The sequence below is a fragment of the Oceanobacillus halophilus genome (genome assembly GCF_003628505.1).
Taxonomy (GTDB): domain Bacteria; phylum Bacillota; class Bacilli; order Bacillales; family Amphibacillaceae; genus Oceanobacillus; species Oceanobacillus halophilus.
Genome location: NZ_RBZP01000024.1, coordinates 13,033 through 30,533, shown reverse-complemented (window position 1 = coordinate 30,533; position 17,501 = coordinate 13,033). Strand labels below are relative to the sequence as shown.

Here is a 17,501-nt window from a genome sequence, read left to right as displayed (position 1 = left end):
GAAGGGACTGAGAATTGTTCTGTTCTTGTATCACTTTACTTCTTAACTTGATACTGTAGTTCAACAAATTGATTAAAGTTCCGCATTTTTTTTAATGAAAGATTCCATTGATAATCTCCTTCTCTAAATAGCGGAATTACCAAGTAAAGTTGGGGCAACGGTTATAATGAGTTCATCCACTAACTTTTCCTGAGTAAAGGAACGTAACAATTCTCCTCCGCCGACAATCCAAATAGTTTTCCTGTCTTGGCTTTTTAGATTGTTTACAAAGTTAGGTATATCCCCATTTACAAATTGTACGTCTTCGGTATTTTCAGTTAGAGACCTTGTAAACACATAACATTCTTTGTTTTTATATGGAAACTCCTTTAGATCTTGCTTCATTACCCAATCATATGTCCTTTTCCCCATTCGACCGTATCATAAAACTCTGAAAAAACATTATCACCTTCCCCTTCGATATGATAGAGCCACTCCAGAGATTCATCCTTTGTAGCAATATATCCTTCTAAACTCGAAGCAATAAATAATACCATTCGATTTATCCACATAATATCCTCATCTAACCAAACTATTCAATTTCGAGATACGTTGCATTGCTTATGTCGTTACATAAGCAATGCAACGTTCCGCGAACTCCAGTACCTCTTCTGAAATCGGATATAGACCTGTTTCTTCGGCTGGTAGTTTTCTAACCTCCCAGAATTTCTCCATGAGGTTGTTGTCTTCTTGAAAACTTTCATTTGATACCTCTATTAATTCAGATGCAATCTGAGCACCTTCGTCTGATTCCGGTGTGATGTTGTGTTGGATGCACCATTCCATTCGGCGTAATAAGCCAATATATTTTTGTATAGTCTTATCGTTGTTGCTGAGGTTTGGAAGGCTTTCTTGTAAGATTGCTTTTTCCTCTTCCGGAAAATAGTCCATCCATTTTTTGGCGTTTTTACGGGAATTCTGAACCATTTCAGAAACGCGTTCCCAGGATAAGGATTCTTCCAAATCAATCATATTTATTAGCGAAGCGGTATGAGAAATACTTGTTTGTAGTTTTGATAGTTCTTCTTGTAGGTAATTATAGTGGGAAGTTAGGATTTGTTTATAAGTTAGTTTATCTAAAATCATGCGAATATCTTCCAATGGTAGAGAAAGAGATTTTAGAATGATGATTTTTTCTAACTTGAATAAGTCATCCTCCGAATAAAATCGCTTCCCATGATCATCCTTAAAACTTGGTGTAAGAAGTTGGATTTGATCATAATAACGCAGGGTACGAACAGAGATATTTCGCTGCTTGGCTACTTCTCCAGTCGTCCATCTTTTCATATCATTCCCTCCTAAAAAAATGCTTGCAGGTGACGTAACGTCATCAAGTATAGTCGAATTATACCATTATATAGGAAGAGGGATGAGGATTGAAACGAGATCAAATGAACTGGAAAGTGCGAGATCATTGGGGCTGGAAAGAATTTGTTTTGTTACTGTTACTTCAATTTATAGTTGTCATAGGATGTATTAAATTCGTTGTACAACCCATGTATTCTCGCTGGCTTGATAATGAGCTCTACGCTGGAACATTAATGGGGGTAACGATAGCTATCATTCTAATGCTGGGTATCTATGTTATTGCTCTTCGTCCAAACAGTCTTTCTTGGAGTGAAGTTGGAATAAAGCCATCTACTACGAAGGATTGGAAAATCATTGTTTTATACTCGATTATCTTACTGGTTGGTGCCGTAATTATTGCCGTGCTTACGAGTTATATTGGGAATTCCTGGGAGAATAGCAAAACAGAGGCAATGCAGCAAAACGTCACTTTTTTTACGTTTCTCATTGGATTTATCTCTGCAGCAGTTATATCACCCATATACGAAGAAATTTTTTACCGAGGATTTATTTATCGCTGGCTACGTACACGTATTGGTCTGATTGGAGCCATTTTACTTAGCTCGTTACTTTTTACAATTGTTCATATTCCAACCTATAATGCGATGCCAGTGAATTTCTTTAGTGCCATTCTTTTTGCTTTAGCATATGAACGAACAAACTCGATCTGGCCATCTGTACTGATTCACGGTATAACCAATGGGATAATGGTTTTGTTAGTGACTTTGGGGTGAGGGGGAAGAAATCGCCCTGGGAGGTTATCATAAACTGATTGTACTTCATGTCTTTTTTGAGAAGGAAATTCTAAGGTGCGTACATCATTTATCGGTCAATAAGGTTGTCTTGTGGTGGAGTAAGATTCTTATGTTGGTGTTATTGAATTCCTTATCATAATTATAATAATATAATGATAACATTGTGAAGAGGTGATTAAATGCCACATAATCGACCAGTTTCAGATTTGAGAAATAACTTTGCAGATATTTCAAGAACCGTACATGAAACAAGAGAGCCTGTTTTCTTAACCAAAAATGGTTATGGTGATATGGTAGTGATGAGTTTGGAAGCCTATGAGCAGAAACAGTTCGAAAGTGAAATTTACTTTAAACTTTAAATTAAAAGAAGCAGAGTTAGAAGCAAAGTCAACTGAAAAACGGCTGTCACATGAAGAAGTATTTTCTAAGTTAAGAGATAATATTGCCAATAAAGGGAAGGGTAATGTATAAAATACACTATTTGCCAATTGCCGAAGAAGATTTGCTAGAAATTACAAATTATATTTTATATTAGTGAAGTTTTAAAAGCTCCGGAAGCTGCTATGAACCTAGTTAATGCTCTTGATGAATCTATTTCTGTATTAAAGAATCAAGGTTCACAGGGGAATTATGGCGCTTACTTTAGAATCAAGTGCATTATCAACATCATATCACATCAAGGTTAAAAGGAGGTTATAGTCTAGGTGGCACATTATTTCATTAGTTTTCGATAATCATTTATATTCGGTAAGGCAGAAAGTTTTTTTAGCAAAGAGTTGCTTTCGCGAATAACATTCTTTAAATATTTATCACTTGCATTACTTGAATGTGAGCTAGGTGTTTCAGAAATTCGAATAACTGATTTGATTTCAGGTTCAGTTACTTGTTTAATATTACTCATCTTCCAAACCTCCAATCATCTTGTATATAAAGTCATAAAAAAGTCTAGATTTTACATTAAGTATAGCAGAAAACAACTGGTTCTCATAGGCGTTCACTTTTTGTTCCGTCCATTCTCCATTTAATTGATAATGGGAGCAAATAATGTAAGAACCAGAGAAAAGGGGTCAGTCCCCATAGCCATCAAGTTAAGCATTTTCGATGACATCATTACCAAATTATGGATATACTTCTTTCGGTATAAAACTACTGAGAGGAATATTTTTTTACAACCATGCAACTAGATAAAGAATTTCAAATACTATTCAAGGAATTACAATCTAATTTTACGAGAAAACAAATAGAGGAGTGGGCCCAAGAAACAGGCTTTATGAAAAGGAAAACTAAACTTAAGCCGGAATATTTCTTTTTACTTTGTTCTTGCTTAGGGGAGTCCTTTGGGAAGAAAAGTCTGGTTGAACTCTGTGCCCAACTTTGTTCAACCTTTGACGTAGAACTAACTTCGGAAGGCCTTAACCAACGTTTTAATTCTAAAGCAGTAGAATTTTTAAAGAAAATGTTTCAATGCATATTTGCTAATCAATTTTCTTTCCCGATTGTTGAAAATCGTTTGTTTAATCGTATCCGAATTCTGGATTCATCCGGTTTTAACTTACCCGTTGATTACTTGGATTACGAAGGCGCAAGTGGTTCAGGAGTTAAATACAGCTCGAATATGAGTTATATCAGGGGAATTTCTTACATCTACTCGTACAAAAAGGGAAAGAAAGTGGTAGTAAGTACCCGAGAAGTAGGGGACTGACCACCTTTTCCGTGCTATGTGTTCGTAGATTAAGTTGGGGAGAGAGGATACTCTTCAATTTCTGGGTTCTTTGGATTATCTGTGATGGTGGATTTGCAGAATATGCTGTTGTAGATAAAAAGTATTTTTATATTATTAGTGAATATGACTCTTGAGGAAAGGCGTCTGGAGACTGATCCTCTAGCCTAACGCTTCCAGTTAACTATGATTTACTAAATACTCTATTAAATCCAATAACTCAAAAGTTTAACATATCTAGAAATAACTGTTAAAATTGGTAATGTAAGCGTTTTAAATAAATGAACAAAGGAGAATAAAAATGGCGAAATTACATAACAAAGTTGCGTTTATAACAGGTGCGGGTTCTGGAATGGGGGAAGCGCAAGCTAGACTTTTTGCAAAAGAAGGTGCAAAAGTAATAGCTGCTGATATAAATGTTGAAGGAGTAAAAAAAGTTGTAGAACAAATTAAATCGGCAGGCGGAGATGCACTTGAAGTAGAGATAGATGTGTCCAATAAATCCAGTGTAGAAGCGGCAGTTAACAAAGGATTACAACAGTATGGAAAAATTGATATTTTAAGTAATACAGCTGGAATTCTAGATGGATATGCTCCCACACTAGAAACACCCGAAGATCTTTGGGATAAAATTATTAACATCAATCTGAAAGGTGTTTACTACGTGACGAATGCTGTACTTCCCCAAATGATTGAAAAGGGACAAGGTACCGTTATAAATATTGCTTCTATTGCTGCATTTGTAGCAGGAGGCGGTGGTGCAGCGTATACTGCAGCTAAACATGGTATTGCTGGGTATACAAAACAACTTTCATTTGATTATGGTCCAAAAGGGATAAAAGCAAATGCTATTGCACCTGGAGCGGTTGAAACAGGTATGACGAAACAAATCTTTGAAGAAGGTTCGGCTGACGTGATGGAAGCGGTAAATTCTGTTCCGGCAGGCAGATATGGTCAAGCAGAGGAAATCGCTAATGTTGCATTATTCTTGGCTAGTGAAGATTCTTCGTTTATGCATGGAGCGATTGTACCTGTTGATGGTGGTTGGATAGTGAAATAAGAAGTAAATTATAGAAAAAGAGCCAGTCTTTTGAATGAGATTGGCTTTTTTTGCATGAGCATAAGACTGTATATCATTCCAGTATGGAGAGAATGTTTATTTCACGCGAATAAGTTCACATTAAATACAGCGAGGTGAAAAAAATGAACCAAGAATATATAGAAAAACTTGTATTTAAAGATCACTACCTAGACATGGCATTTCTCCGTTATCAAGAATTTAAGAAAACCAATACATATGATGAAGCATATAAAATGGAAATTTTATCAGAACTAAATCATTATCTACAACACTTAGAAATAAAGACAGAAAAGATAGTTGAGATTATCCAAAAAATCAGGGATAGTAATCCGCAAGAGGGAAGTTTTGTACATTGGAGTAATACTAGTGATTTACTAGACTACACGAATGCTCAACCAGAAGAGGTAGCTAGTTTATTAAATGAATTATATAAGGATAATGATAGCTCCATACAAGATAAAATAGAGACATTTCGAAACCATGCAAAGCAAAGTAATGCGAACATTAAGTTAGGAGCACCTCTATTCGGGTACCTTCTTGCAGCTTATGATTATAAAACATTTCCTCTTTATAAGGAAGAAGTATATAAGGATATAAAGAAAATCTTAGGGATTCAGACGAAATTGGGTTCTGTGAGTAAAAATTATCAGGATTATTATGATATCTGTCTAACTGTATCTAAGTACCTCAATCAACAAGGTCATACCGTAAACATGTTAGACGTTCAGGACTTTTTCTTTTGTTTAACTCGATACGATCAACCAAAGGTAGAAGCTGCGGTGGATTATATCTGTTCCGTTGCAAAGGAATTAGCTACATTCCAGGAAAATGATCAGGTTTTCTTAGATGCAATTAAACAACTGGACCAAGAGCATTTAGAAAAGAGAAAGGAAGCATATCGGAATTCTGAAAAAGTAAACAAAATACGATATTACATCTTAAAGCAGATTGTACAGGGAAATGACTTAGAGCTAAAAGATATTGAAAACATTAAAGAGGAAGTTAAACAAGAAAATGAAAAAAATGTCTTACGGTCCTGGAACAATTTCAGGATATTTTTCTCGATATATTATGATTACATAAAAGATAAAGTAAAACATCAGCTCGGCACGATTCATCAGGCTATACGAGATTTAGAGGCTATAACTGACCTCCATTTACAAGAAGGACGTGTATTAAACGGCTTTGATTGGAATCAGAACTTTGGTAATTCTGAAAGTTGGCTTGCAGTATATCCTGCTGATAAGGAGTCGCATAAGGAAGCCGCTCAGTTATTTCTATTAGTTGATGAGAATAATGTGAAGTATGGTTTGGTTTATGGTACGGAGCATCCCAAGAGAGGAGAAGAAAATATTGATTCCTTGCAAAATCCAAAGCAATTCACTTACCAGAAGCTGAAAGACAAAATGACTGAAGTATTGCCGCAATTTATCAAGGATAATCAAACGGGTTTTGAAAATAGTCCAATTAACGCGTTGTCAGACACATTCTCTGGGATTTTCGATACAGCGGAAGAGGCGAAATGGGCATTTGATTATATTCACCAGACATTAATAAAACTTGGTATTACGGAAGCGGGAGATCCAAGGGTTGCAGTTACCTTTCCAGCTGGAAAGAGATTTCATATTGATTTCTGCAATTGGTTAATATTGGGGTTCCGTGGAAGTGCTAGAGGTGAATCGCAAGTCCAGATATCATTACTAGAGGATAAGATAAAAAATACTTCTTATGATAGACAACTATTTACGACTAAAGAGGGGGAGTTGCCTGTTGCTCTTGTGCAGATTCCGTTTAAGGAGTTTCAATCTAGTAAACATTTACAAGATGTTTTTGAAGATACGTTGGAATTTATTAATCAAAGATTCCAAGGGTATACTAGATCCCCCTATAGAAAATTCAATATAGAAGAATTAGAAGAAGCAGTTTTTGATCCGGATAAAAGAAATAAAATATTTACGGAACCAAGAACTTACATACCAACAGAGGAAGACGATACAAATTACTTCTGGCTAACCGCCAACCCATCCATCTGGAGTGTAGATGAAATAAAAGACGGGGGAGCGGTGAATTATACAGCTTATAATGAAAAAGGGAATAAGCGGAGAATATTTGGAGCATTTGAGAATGCCAACCCAGGTGATAAGATCCTATTCTATGAATCCACCCCAAGAAAGGAAATCGTGGCTCAAGGAGAAGTAGTAGAAGGGATGCACCTAGTGGAAGAAGAGGGATTTGCGGAATTAGCAGAAGGTGTTTCTTTCCGGTACGTGGAAGATATTACACCAATCAGCTGGGAAGTTATTGCTGAAGTAGAGGAACTGCAGGACAGTTCTCCCATCAAGAATGGTGCGCAAGGCAGTTTGTTTGAATTAACGAAGATAGAGTTTGAAACAATCCTGTCTCTGGAACAGCCAGTCGCGACAGAAAATGAGGTTGATATACCAACCATTGATTTTAATCAGGAAATCGATATCGAAAGTTTATATTTTGAAGAAAAAAATTCCCTGCTTAGACAAGTAAAGACAGCCCTAGTAAATGGAAAACACATTATTCTTACGGGACCACCTGGAACAGGAAAGTCGAAGTTGGCAAAAGAAATTTGTCAGTCTTTGGATGCCGAATTTAAAATGGCTACGGCCACATCAGATTGGTCGACATATGAAACAATTGGTGGATACCGACCGAAAAGTGATGGAACTTTATCTTTTAATCCTGGTCTTTTCCTGGATTGTTTTAAGGATGCCCATACGAATAGACCGATTAATAAATGGCTGATTATCGATGAAATGAACCGGGCTGATATTGACAAAGCATTTGGTTCTTTGTTCTCTGCGTTAACAGGAGATGCCATTACCTTGAATTTTCAATCAGAAAGTGGACAATCCCTTTTACTACGCCCACAAGTTGCTGAGGAAAAAGTGATACCGAATGATTATGAGTATATCATCCCCAATGACTGGCGGCTGATTGGTACGATGAACACACTGGATAAGGCTTCGCTTTATGAAATGAGTTATGCCTTTATGAGAAGGTTTGCTTTTATACCAGTTGGTGTGCCGAGAAAAATTGATGAGACGCTGATACAAGAATTTCTCGAAAAATGGAAGATAGAAGATTATGCGTTTGCGGAGGAACTGGCTTTTATTTGGAGACAAATTAATCAATACCGTCCAATTGGTCCAGCCATTGTAGAGGATCTAGCAAAATATACAGCAGTTGACGCAGATTTTACATCCGCAATTATCTTATATGTACTCCCGCAATTTGAAGGATTAATGGATAACGAAATCCTTGAATTTATTGAGAGGGTTAGTCAATCTCCAGTCGTCGAAAAGGAACGATTACTAGTATTTGCTCAAGATTTCTTTCATTTAAAGGGGTAGCTTATGAAAAGAAGTGAAGAAGAATTATTAGAAGAAATCAGTGATTTTTTAGTCATTTATCTAAAATCTGGCAAGCTAGGTATTAATTCTTTTCTAAAAAAGACCGATCTTCCCATATCTCAAATGGAGCAACTGTTGAAAATTCACTTTCTATTAAAGGAAGAAGTGAAGCAGTTTGTTCGCGAATTGCCGAGATTAATCAGACGTTTTAAGACCTCTACCACAGTTAAACAGGAAACCTACCATGGACAAATTAAAGGACAGATTAATTGGAATAAGACAATGAACGACCGGCATCGAATGAGTGCAAGGGATAAAACGATTTTTTCTGTCAATGAACGAAACCGGGAATATGCAATCAAAGAAAACCTTGTGCTGCTAGAAGTAATACAAACCTTATATGCTATATTATTTGAAGAAATAGATAGTACGCATCTCGAAAAATATACCTGGTTTAAGGAGTGGAGCCGACTAAAAAGTATTGTTAGCAATATGCTTCATAAAAATATTTACTTGTCACGGGTACGAACAGAAAAAGGCCGCGTCACGGACCGAATGATATTGGATACGTTGAAACATCGAAACCCATTATATCGCACAGCCGCGTCTATCCTCCAACAATATCGAAAACTTCTATCCGGAGAAATCGATGAACAGGAAGTATACACGTTACTAAGAGAGACATTTGTTTATCCAAAGGAGGATGTGCTATTTGAGTTATATTGGGTAGTGAAAATAATAGAAGAAAATGCTCAGAATGCCGAGTTTCAATTAATGGATGGAAGAAATAATCTGGTTGCAAGGTGGAATGATGAGAAGTATTTATATCAGGTTTATCATGATTCTACAGGTTCCAACCAAATTAAATTTAACATTTCCACGGATGAAGTGAGAGAGAAAGAGCACCCATTTATTACCCGTCAATTAAATGCAATGGCAGAAGCGGATAGGATAGCCAAAGGGTTGTTTCACCAAAGTTTTGATACGAAGACGTATTGGAGCGGAAGACCGGATATCTTAGTAGAAGTCTACGACAAGATGACCGGTGCATTGCATAAAGTAGTAATCGGTGAAGTGAAACATACAACAAGGGTGGAATATGCGATTACTGGATTGCGTGAATTGGTGGATTATATGAAGCTTGTGAAGGATAAGAATGGGGAGTATTTGGAAGGGCAAGTGGAAGTACAGGGAATGTTGTTTACTGGCCGAGTGGATGGGGAGAGGGATGGAGTGAATGATTTAGGGATTGATGAGGGTAGGGATGGGGTTGGGTGGTGGGTTTATTGATATGCACCTCTTCTATTAACCCATTGTATGAGACGGAAAGGAATCTTTTTTCCATTCTGTATTGAGAAGCTGTACTGGTACTTGGCGATATTCTAATGGATGGAAAAGATAGATGGAAGAAGTTTATCGTTTTATTAGTCCGTTAACCTTATCAGTCAGTCTCCTTAACCGGGGAGACTGACATTGTCTTTAAATTATCACGCAAACACCTCAGCAGGTTCATAGACTTTTGAGTCCATAGATTCAAGCCAATACGTAACGAGTTGTATCCCGTTAATAAGTTCGATATTTAGGCCTTCTGCATATTTCTTGGCTGCTGGAGTAAAGTCTGCGGTAGTAATGACATAACCACCTTTGGCGCCTTGTTTAACCATGTTTGAATGAATTAAAGCAATAGGGCTAAAGTCTAAATCATGCTTTTTTGCCTTTGCTTGACCTAAATAAAGTCCATCTTCTGTTTCCTGTTCAAAATCAACTCCAAAGTCGCCTGACTTCGAAGTGGTAATAATACTTCCTCCATATTTGCTCTTTATTATTTCTGCAACAAATTCTTCGAAATCAAAAGGCATTTGTTTGAGAAAAAGGTCAGTTGAATTTTCATATACATTTTCTTGTTTCTCATTTTTGACCTTAGGAAAATTAAATCTATAAGACAATCCCATTGCCATGGTTCTCTTTAATTCTACACTAGTCTCAATTTTTCTAGCAATTAATGCTGTTTCTTGTTCATTTCGTTTCTTTATGTACCATATTAGGCCACAGATGATTAAAAGTAGCAATAAAACTAATATTTCCATATTTTTACACCTCCTAATACCAATCTGTACATCTAAAGATACCTTTATACCAGTTAAGTAAACACTTCACACCTAATTTTTTTCTGGTAAATAATTTTCTCCCCGCTCATCCCACGCTATCCATCGAACAAAAAATAATTAAAAATAATCAAAGAAAAGGGTCAATGCCCCCATTTTCAGCACCGAAATCACATTAGATATCTACTATATATTTTAAGGGGAAAGCAGAAGACTACTTTATCATTCTGGTTTTTGCGCCAAATTAAAATTTTCTAAACAATTACATTCCTTTCATTGGTATAATAATTATTAACAAGCATCATATCTCCTAAAAGGAAGTTGATACGATGGAACCTAATAAATTAAATGTAAAGGTGAATATAAAAGTAACGGAGCAAGGAGCTTTTAAACACCGCATATTAATTCAAAATGTATCTAAGAGCCAACTGAAAGTGGAAGGTGATAGATATATCTTATCCCTTAACGTAGGTAGTTCACGGCAAAAATTAGAAATCGTTCTTTCTATTTCAAAACAAGTAATTGATAAGAAAAGTAGTATGAAAAGAGATATTACCTACATTAAATTTAATGGAGATAAATTTGATCTAATAATTGAAAGAATATACTCTATCAAACAGATAAGAAAACAACGCAATTCCTACTCTATCTGCTATAAATCTACTCAATTTCAGCTAAAGGCTAATGTAGTTAATTGGTTAACTGCCGAATATTACGAATCAACTTTCTTACCAAAGATAGAGAATGTAAAAATGCAAAAAAGCGTTAAGAGAAAAAACAATCGGGTTTTATCGAAACATAGAATGGTAGAACAAAGCCCGGAACAACTTCGAAAATTAGATTTTTATAACTCAGATTTATATGCTTATAATTATTCGCCAAACAGCGATGGAAATCGTACTAGTCGTGAAAAGTTTGGTGGGAGTGGGTCTAATATGTCTAGGAGGGGAAGAATAAGATAGAGCCAAGCTAACACATTTTCTCTTATTCCTTTCTATTTGGAGCAAAAAGAGAGCATAAATATGGTTCAAATCAAAATCTAAATCAGAAGAAATAGAGGAACAGTTTAACTGTCCACTAAAATTAAGCGGTTTGATTAATTTGGGAAGGGGTGATTGTATTACTGCAGAAACTCCAAATTATACCGGAGGGGCAGCTTCATCATTTCAATTAGCCAAATTTGTAACAATGGACCGCGAAGCTTGTCACTTCGGTTCTTTGACAGGTGTATTAGATACCTTTGTTCATTACATGAATCCTACTATTTGCCAATAATCATGGGAAACCGTAATTGTTAAAGACTTGAATTAAGTGGGATGTAATTGGATTCATTTTATTCGACAGATTTCGGGGTGTCACTGAGACTTAATTTTAGTATAACAATCTTAATATAAGATTAATAATAAGATTTAATATAGGAGAGATTGAAATGACTGAAATCTTAAAAAGAGAAATTACCAAACTGGAAAAAGAAGTTAGAGAACTAAAAATGATATTTCAGTTAAATTCAGACGAAATATTCGTAACGGATGCTAATGGAATTTGTTTGATGGTCAATCCTATTGCAGAAAAGCATTACGGTATTAAAGAAACTCAATTGATAGGAAAAAATGTTTCAGAGATGCTAAAAAATAACCTTTTTAACCCATCAGCAACTCTAAAGGTAATAGAAAAACGTACACCAGTTAATCTAATTCAGTCCACTCATGATAATAGATGGCTTCATGTAACTTCGGTTCCTGTATTTAATGAGCAAGGTAATTTGGTTCGAATAATTTCAAATTCCCGTGATATAACTGAGTTATTTATGTTACGTAGGAAAATTAAAGAAATGGAGGAAATTATAGAAAAATATAATTTGCAATTAGAAAATCTAAGGAAGGAAAAGGATGCTTCTTGGCAAGGTTTTGTCGTAAAAAGTGAAAAAATGATTAATATTTTAAATCTAGTAGATCGTGTCGCTAAAGTGGATTCAACTATTCTTTTATTAGGAGAGTCTGGGGTAGGAAAAACAAATATGGCAAAATTAATCCATAATAAAAGTACAAGAAATAACGCCCCCTTTATCGAAGTGAATTGTTCAGCAATACCCCCCTCTCTTTTTGAGTCGGAATTATTTGGCTATGAAGCTGGTGCATTTACTGGTGCATCTTCTGCAGGTCAGAAAGGCTTATTGGAGTCTGCCCACGATGGCACAATATTCTTAGATGAAATTAGTGAACTTTCTATTGAACTGCAAACTAAACTTCTTCAAGTAATACAAAATAAGTCATTTTTAAGTGTAGGTGGTAGAAGATTAAAGCATGTGGACATACGTATTATTGCAGCAACAAATCAAGATCTTGAAGAAATGGTCAAAAGAAAAGAATTTAGAGAAGATCTTTTTTATAGGTTATCTGTAGTACCAATACATATACCTCCACTAAGAGAAAGAAAAGAAGATATTTTAAATTTAACAATGAATTTTCTTGAAAAGATAAATAAAAAATATAATTTTAATAAAGTTTTGTCTCCAAAAATGTTAGAATCAATCTTGTCTTATAGCTGGCCAGGGAACGTAAGGGAATTAGAAAATACAGTAGAACGCTTAGCAGTCGTAACTGAAGATTCAGTTATAGATGCTAATTTAAAGTTTATATTCAATAAGAATTATGATGAAGATTATATTTCTTTAATAGAATCATTAGACATACAGTCGCAATTAAATACTAGAAATAATATGAGCTTAAACGAAATGATGAATATATTTGAAGAAAAAATACTTCGTCATTATATGGAAAAAATAAATTCAACTAGTAAAGTTGCGGAAATATTACAATCTAGCCAAAGTACAATAAGTAGAAAATGCATAAAATACGGAATATCTACCCAAAAACGCTGACCCATTATTGGGTGTGTTCCCTTTACATTACCCAATAATGAATAGAAAGAACTTATATAACCTTGTAAATCAAACTTTTGTTAATTGGCATGATATTTGCTATGTTAATAATGACAATATAACTATGATTAGAGGGTGGGAGAACAAATGGTGAAATACATTAAACAAATGGAAGAAATTCAAGCAAGTGAAGGGAGGAATCTAGAACAAAATGTAAGTGCTATCATAAATAATGTACGTAAAAATGGAGACAGTGCATTAAAAGAGTATACAGAGAAATTTGATGGTATTGCAATTCAGGATTTACGTGTTTCAAGTGAAGAAATCCAGAAAGCAATGAAAGGAATACCAGCTACGCTTTTAGAAGATATTAAGTTTTCTATTGAACGTATAAAAGCATTTGCAGAAGCGCAGAGAAGAACATTAACAGAATTTGAACAAGAAATGATTCCTGGCGTTTATTTGGGGCAAAAAGTCATCCCTATTGAATCAGTAGGTGCTTATGTACCTGGTGGAAGATATCCATTGTTATCTTCAGCACAGATGGCGGTTATCCCAGCGAAAGCCGCAGGAGTTTCTAATATTAGAGTAGCTACTCCGCCTACCAAGGACGGTGTAATACACCCCGCTGTTTTATGTGCTGCACATTTATCAGGTGCGGATGAAATTTATTCAGTGGGTGGTGCACAAGCAATTGCTGCATTAGCATATGGAACGGAAACAATTAAACCTGTAAATAAAATAAGTGGACCAGGAAATCGTTTTGTTACAGAAGCCAAAAGACAAGTTAATGGTACTGTAGGTATTGATTTACTGGCGGGGCCAAGTGAAGTTTTAGTTGTTGCAGATAAATCTGCAAAAGTAGATTTTATTGCAACTGATTTGCTTGCACAAGCAGAACATGATATTGAAACACATGTCGTTCTAGTAACTGATAATGAAGCTTTGGCTCATAACGTTTTAGAAGAAATAGAAAATCAATTAACAACACTTTCTACTGCTGAAGTAGCTAGAGCAGCTTGGAGTAAAAGAGGTCAAATTATATTAACGGAAAACCTTGAAGAGTCTGTTAAAGTAACAAACGATATTGCACCAGAACACTTACATGTACAAATTGAAAATGTATATGACCATAAAGATAAATTTACTAATTATGGTTCACTCTTTCTAGGTGGAAATTCACCTGTTGTATTTGCAGACAAAGTATGCGGTACAAATCATATTTTACCAACAAAAGGTGCTGCAAAATATACAGGTGGTGTATGGGTGGGCACATTCCTCAAAGTAGTCACATACCAGAAAGTTGATGAGACTGGTGTACAACAATTAGCGCCACATTGTATTAGACAATCTGATCGTGAAGGGTTGATTGGACATCGCCGCTCCGCAGAAATTAGATTAAATGGAAAAATATCTCTATAGTTAAGGTAAGTTATTATTATTAAATTATAAAACTATGAATTCGGTTAGCTATAGGATGATAAAGTATTTAATATAAAGAGGGGGATTTTTATGAAAAAAATATATTTATTAGTCATCTTGTCAATTGTTTTATTATTGGGAGCCTGTGGTAACGCAGGTGAAAATGTCAGCGGAAGTAAAGAATCATATACAGCTTCCACAGGTTATCCGAATTCAGATGGATCCGTAGAAACTTTTTCCATTCCATTATTAGAAAAAGTAATGGTGGAAACAGACGAAGTTAATTTTGACATTTTTACTGGTGGAGAACTGTTTGAAGCAGATGAGGCTTTGGAGGCACTAAACAATCAATCGATAGATATAGAAATGGTACTTTCACCTACTCTAGATCCACAACGCTTCCCTTATTCAAGTGTTGTAGGACTGCCATTATTAGAGTCAGATGCTCGTGTAGCGGCTCAAGCTATTCAAAAATTAGTTGAAAGTGATGTTGAAATTAGTGATGGAAAAACATATTATGAGCTAGAATTCTCGGATAAAGATTTGTTTGTATTGCCTATTCATCCTACTGAAACATATGTTATTTCTACGGCGGGAACGAAGCTGGATACATTAGATAATTTCAATCAATCTATACGTATAAGAGCAAGTTCAAATGTACATGAAATGTTTATAAATGAATTAGGACTTACGCCAGTAGCATTACCAGCAACAGACATCTATGATGGATTAAGTCGTGGATCGATAGATGGCGTTATGCTTAATGTCCCTGATTGGCTACCATATGGAGTGGACGAACAAACAGATTTTACAATTAGTGGTCTGAGTTTAGGACACTTTCCAGTGTTCTTCTCAATGAAAGAAGAAACGTGGAATTCGTTTCCTGATGAAGTACAGAACATATTTAAAAAGGAAGCGAGTAAGTTGATCCAAGAAGGTCCAGAAGTTTACAGAGGACAAGTGGAAGAAATCTTACCTGAGTATGAAGAAAAGGGTGGAGAGCTTATAGAAGTTGATACCTTGGATTCAGAAGTTCAAAATAAAATTAATCAAGCGATTTATAATACTTGGGAAAAGTGGATACATGATTTAGAAAGTCGTGACCATGCAGGAAAAGAAATTGCACTTCTTTGGAGAGATTTGATTGTGGAATCAGGTGGAAAGCTACCTCAAGAAATCATGGATATGGAATAATTGTAAATTAAATGGTTTTAATTGTGATAGTTTGCAGTTTATTTCATATTGATTAGATAATAAAACTATCAAATGAAAATACATTAAGTTAATTTTATATACATTTTTGTAGTACTTTTTATAGTTGATAAGTATTAATGTGTATTGAACTCGTTTTATTGATAAAAACGAGTTCAAACACATTAGAAACTACTATGACGTTCATTAAGAAAATTTATCTGGTTTAAGTAATAATGAGGGGGTAATATAGTATTGGAAAACTTAATTATTATGCTTCCTTTCCTTTTATTAATCTATTTTCTAATCGTAGGTCAATACATTAGCTCCCTATTTTTATCAATGGGAATTTTAGGTATATTTTTATTAGGAGGAGTGCAGCAGCTAAACGGTTTTTTACAGAGTGATTCTTTTGCACAAGTAGCTAGCTATTCGCTTACGACTATTCCGCTATACATATTAATGGCTCAGTTTGTTATGGGAACAAGGATAGTTCAAGATTTATATGGGTTAGCATTTAGAATATCGGGTGGAAAAAAAGGGCCATTAGGAGTAATTACGATTATCATTGGTGGACTACTCGGTTCAGTGTCTGGATCTGCTTCAGCAACCTCTGCAACGATGGCGAAGGTATCTTTACCAGAGTTACAGAAAAGGGGATATAGTAATCGGTTCGCAGGAGCAACAATAGCAGTAGCCGCTAGTCTTTCTGCAATAATCCCTCCAAGTGTGATGACTATTATTTATGCAGTTGCATCACGTGTACCAATAGGAGAAATGTTTATAGCTTCCATAATTCCTGGTATTTTAATGATTGTCATATTTTCTTTCATTCTTATCGTTTATTTAAGAAGGTATGAGCCTGAAGCACCGAAAATAGAGAATGAACCAACAGAGGTGCCGTCTAAATCTCGCTATATTATTGCTATCGTCATGGGAGCTGCAATGGCGACATCGATTTTTGGTGGGATTTTCACTGGTATATTTACACCAACAGAAGCTGGGGCAGTTGGAGCTTTCCTTGCTTTCATTATGGCAATCTTATTGGGAAAAGTAAATAAAGACTTTTTTAAAGATTCTCTAACAGAAACGACAAAAATTACTGTTATGACAATGTTTATTGTTATAGGGGCATCTTTATTTGGGCGCTTTGTTTCATTGTCACTTATTCCAAGAAAACTTATTGCTTTATTAGAACCTTTACAAAGTACACCAACTATTATTATTATTTTAATATTAGTCTTTTACTTTGTTTTATTTATGTTTATCGATAATATAGCAGTTCTTTTAATGACAATCCCTATCGTAATGCCAATATTAGAAACGATTGATACGGATCCAATATGGTTTGGTGTTATGGTAATGATTTCTTGTACAATTGGGTTGATTACACCACCAGTTGGTACAAATGTCTTTGTTGTAGGTAGTACTACGGGAGTTTCCATTGAAGGAATGTTTAAGATTACCTTTATTTTTGCAATTGCTACATCGATAATCACTATTGGGTTGTTAATATTATTTCCTCAACTTATTACGTGGCTTCCAAGTATAATGTTGAAATAAAATATTACCAATAA

The 17,501-nt window shown here is 35.2% G+C and carries 16 protein-coding genes; 11 read left to right on the top strand and 5 right to left on the bottom strand.

Annotated elements, in window-relative coordinates; translation table 11 throughout:
• Positions 1 to 123 precede the first annotated feature (123 nt).
• The 3 genes from D8M06_RS20365 to D8M06_RS17740 are packed head-to-tail and all read right to left on the bottom strand — an operon-like array spanning position 124 to position 1,326.
• Complete coding sequence (locus D8M06_RS20365) at positions 124 to 411, bottom strand: dihydrofolate reductase family protein (protein WP_338323003.1); 288 nt, start codon at positions 409 to 411, stop codon at positions 124 to 126.
• On the bottom strand, positions 384 to 551 hold the full coding sequence (locus D8M06_RS20360; RefSeq protein ID WP_338323002.1) for a dihydrofolate reductase family protein: 168 nt from the start codon (positions 549 to 551) through the stop codon (positions 384 to 386). The genes D8M06_RS20365 and D8M06_RS20360 overlap by 28 nt, the downstream gene beginning before the upstream one ends.
• Before the next feature lie 49 nt (positions 552 to 600).
• Complete coding sequence (locus tag D8M06_RS17740; RefSeq protein WP_121205925.1) at positions 601 to 1,326, bottom strand: MerR family transcriptional regulator; 726 nt, start codon at positions 1,324 to 1,326, stop codon at positions 601 to 603.
• Between the two features lie 89 nt (positions 1,327 to 1,415).
• On the opposite strand from D8M06_RS17740, the gene D8M06_RS17735 reads away from it, so the two are divergent.
• Positions 1,416 to 2,120 (top strand): CPBP family intramembrane glutamic endopeptidase, encoded by a 705-nt coding sequence (locus tag D8M06_RS17735; protein WP_121205924.1) that lies wholly within the window; start codon positions 1,416 to 1,418, stop codon positions 2,118 to 2,120.
• 200 nt (positions 2,121 to 2,320) lie between these two features.
• Complete coding sequence (locus D8M06_RS20075) at positions 2,321 to 2,500, top strand: type II toxin-antitoxin system Phd/YefM family antitoxin (RefSeq protein WP_206613297.1); 180 nt, start codon at positions 2,321 to 2,323, stop codon at positions 2,498 to 2,500.
• Between the two features lie 353 nt (positions 2,501 to 2,853).
• On the opposite strand, the gene D8M06_RS17725 is transcribed toward D8M06_RS20075, so the two are convergent.
• Positions 2,854 to 3,042, bottom strand: coding sequence for a hypothetical protein (locus D8M06_RS17725; protein WP_121205923.1), 189 nt, complete (start codon positions 3,040 to 3,042; stop codon positions 2,854 to 2,856).
• Positions 3,043 to 3,315: 273 nt separating this feature from the next.
• Here D8M06_RS17725 and D8M06_RS17720 point away from each other — a divergent pair, with 273 nt between their 5' ends.
• The 4 genes from D8M06_RS17720 (at position 3,316) to D8M06_RS17705 (ending at position 9,615) form a co-directional block, all read left to right on the top strand.
• Positions 3,316 to 3,843 (top strand): hypothetical protein, encoded by a 528-nt coding sequence (locus D8M06_RS17720; protein WP_121205922.1) that lies wholly within the window; start codon positions 3,316 to 3,318, stop codon positions 3,841 to 3,843.
• Positions 3,844 to 4,162: 319 nt separating this feature from the next.
• A complete protein-coding gene (locus tag D8M06_RS17715; protein ID WP_121205921.1) occupies positions 4,163 to 4,921 on the top strand; it encodes an SDR family NAD(P)-dependent oxidoreductase in 759 nt (252 codons plus the stop codon).
• Positions 4,922 to 5,064: 143 nt separating this feature from the next.
• Positions 5,065 to 8,325 carry an AAA family ATPase gene (locus tag D8M06_RS17710; RefSeq protein ID WP_121205920.1) on the top strand — a complete coding sequence of 1,087 codons (3,261 nt, stop codon included), beginning with the start codon at positions 5,065 to 5,067 and terminating at the stop codon, positions 8,323 to 8,325.
• A 3-nt stretch (positions 8,326 to 8,328) separates the two neighbouring features.
• Positions 8,329 to 9,615 (top strand): hypothetical protein, encoded by a 1,287-nt coding sequence (locus tag D8M06_RS17705; protein WP_121205919.1) that lies wholly within the window; start codon positions 8,329 to 8,331, stop codon positions 9,613 to 9,615.
• Positions 9,616 to 9,812: 197 nt separating this feature from the next.
• Here D8M06_RS17705 and D8M06_RS17700 read toward each other — a convergent pair whose 3' ends face one another.
• Positions 9,813 to 10,412, bottom strand: a complete 600-nt coding sequence (locus D8M06_RS17700) for a restriction endonuclease (protein WP_121205918.1) — start codon at positions 10,410 to 10,412, stop codon at positions 9,813 to 9,815.
• A gap of 347 nt (positions 10,413 to 10,759) precedes the next feature.
• On the opposite strand from D8M06_RS17700, the gene D8M06_RS17695 reads away from it, so the two are divergent.
• From D8M06_RS17695 to D8M06_RS17675, 5 genes are all read left to right on the top strand, one after another.
• On the top strand, positions 10,760 to 11,392 hold the full coding sequence (locus D8M06_RS17695; RefSeq protein WP_121205917.1) for a hypothetical protein: 633 nt from the start codon (positions 10,760 to 10,762) through the stop codon (positions 11,390 to 11,392).
• 467 nt (positions 11,393 to 11,859) lie between these two features.
• On the top strand, positions 11,860 to 13,311 hold the full coding sequence (locus D8M06_RS17690) for a sigma-54 interaction domain-containing protein (RefSeq protein ID WP_121205916.1): 1,452 nt from the start codon (positions 11,860 to 11,862) through the stop codon (positions 13,309 to 13,311).
• A gap of 147 nt (positions 13,312 to 13,458) precedes the next feature.
• Complete coding sequence (gene hisD / locus D8M06_RS17685; protein ID WP_121205915.1) at positions 13,459 to 14,733, top strand: histidinol dehydrogenase; 1,275 nt, start codon at positions 13,459 to 13,461, stop codon at positions 14,731 to 14,733.
• Positions 14,734 to 14,823: 90 nt separating this feature from the next.
• Positions 14,824 to 15,927, top strand: a complete 1,104-nt coding sequence (dctP, locus tag D8M06_RS17680) for a TRAP transporter substrate-binding protein DctP (RefSeq protein WP_121205914.1) — start codon at positions 14,824 to 14,826, stop codon at positions 15,925 to 15,927.
• A gap of 252 nt (positions 15,928 to 16,179) precedes the next feature.
• A complete protein-coding gene (locus D8M06_RS17675) occupies positions 16,180 to 17,487 on the top strand; it encodes a TRAP transporter large permease (protein ID WP_121205913.1) in 1,308 nt (435 codons plus the stop codon).
• The last annotated feature ends 14 nt before the right edge of the window (positions 17,488 to 17,501 follow it).

Coding starts and splice junctions, on each gene's coding strand:
- D8M06_RS17715 (WP_121205921.1), top strand. CDS start 4,163: ATGGCGAAATTACATAACAAAGTTGCGTTTATAACAGGTGCGGGTTCT.
- D8M06_RS17740 (WP_121205925.1), bottom strand. CDS start 1,326: ATGAAAAGATGGACGACTGGAGAAGTAGCCAAGCAGCGAAATATCTCT.
- D8M06_RS17700 (WP_121205918.1), bottom strand. CDS start 10,412: ATGGAAATATTAGTTTTATTGCTACTTTTAATCATCTGTGGCCTAATA.
- D8M06_RS17725 (WP_121205923.1), bottom strand. CDS start 3,042: ATGAGTAATATTAAACAAGTAACTGAACCTGAAATCAAATCAGTTATT.
- hisD (WP_121205915.1), top strand. CDS start 13,459: ATGGTGAAATACATTAAACAAATGGAAGAAATTCAAGCAAGTGAAGGG.
- D8M06_RS17705 (WP_121205919.1), top strand. CDS start 8,329: ATGAAAAGAAGTGAAGAAGAATTATTAGAAGAAATCAGTGATTTTTTA.
- D8M06_RS17695 (WP_121205917.1), top strand. CDS start 10,760: ATGGAACCTAATAAATTAAATGTAAAGGTGAATATAAAAGTAACGGAG.
- D8M06_RS20365 (WP_338323003.1), bottom strand. CDS start 411: ATGGGGAAAAGGACATATGATTGGGTAATGAAGCAAGATCTAAAGGAG.
- D8M06_RS17710 (WP_121205920.1), top strand. CDS start 5,065: ATGAACCAAGAATATATAGAAAAACTTGTATTTAAAGATCACTACCTA.
- D8M06_RS20075 (WP_206613297.1), top strand. CDS start 2,321: ATGCCACATAATCGACCAGTTTCAGATTTGAGAAATAACTTTGCAGAT.
- D8M06_RS17720 (WP_121205922.1), top strand. CDS start 3,316: ATGCAACTAGATAAAGAATTTCAAATACTATTCAAGGAATTACAATCT.
- D8M06_RS20360 (WP_338323002.1), bottom strand. CDS start 551: ATGTGGATAAATCGAATGGTATTATTTATTGCTTCGAGTTTAGAAGGA.
- D8M06_RS17690 (WP_121205916.1), top strand. CDS start 11,860: ATGACTGAAATCTTAAAAAGAGAAATTACCAAACTGGAAAAAGAAGTT.
- dctP (WP_121205914.1), top strand. CDS start 14,824: ATGAAAAAAATATATTTATTAGTCATCTTGTCAATTGTTTTATTATTG.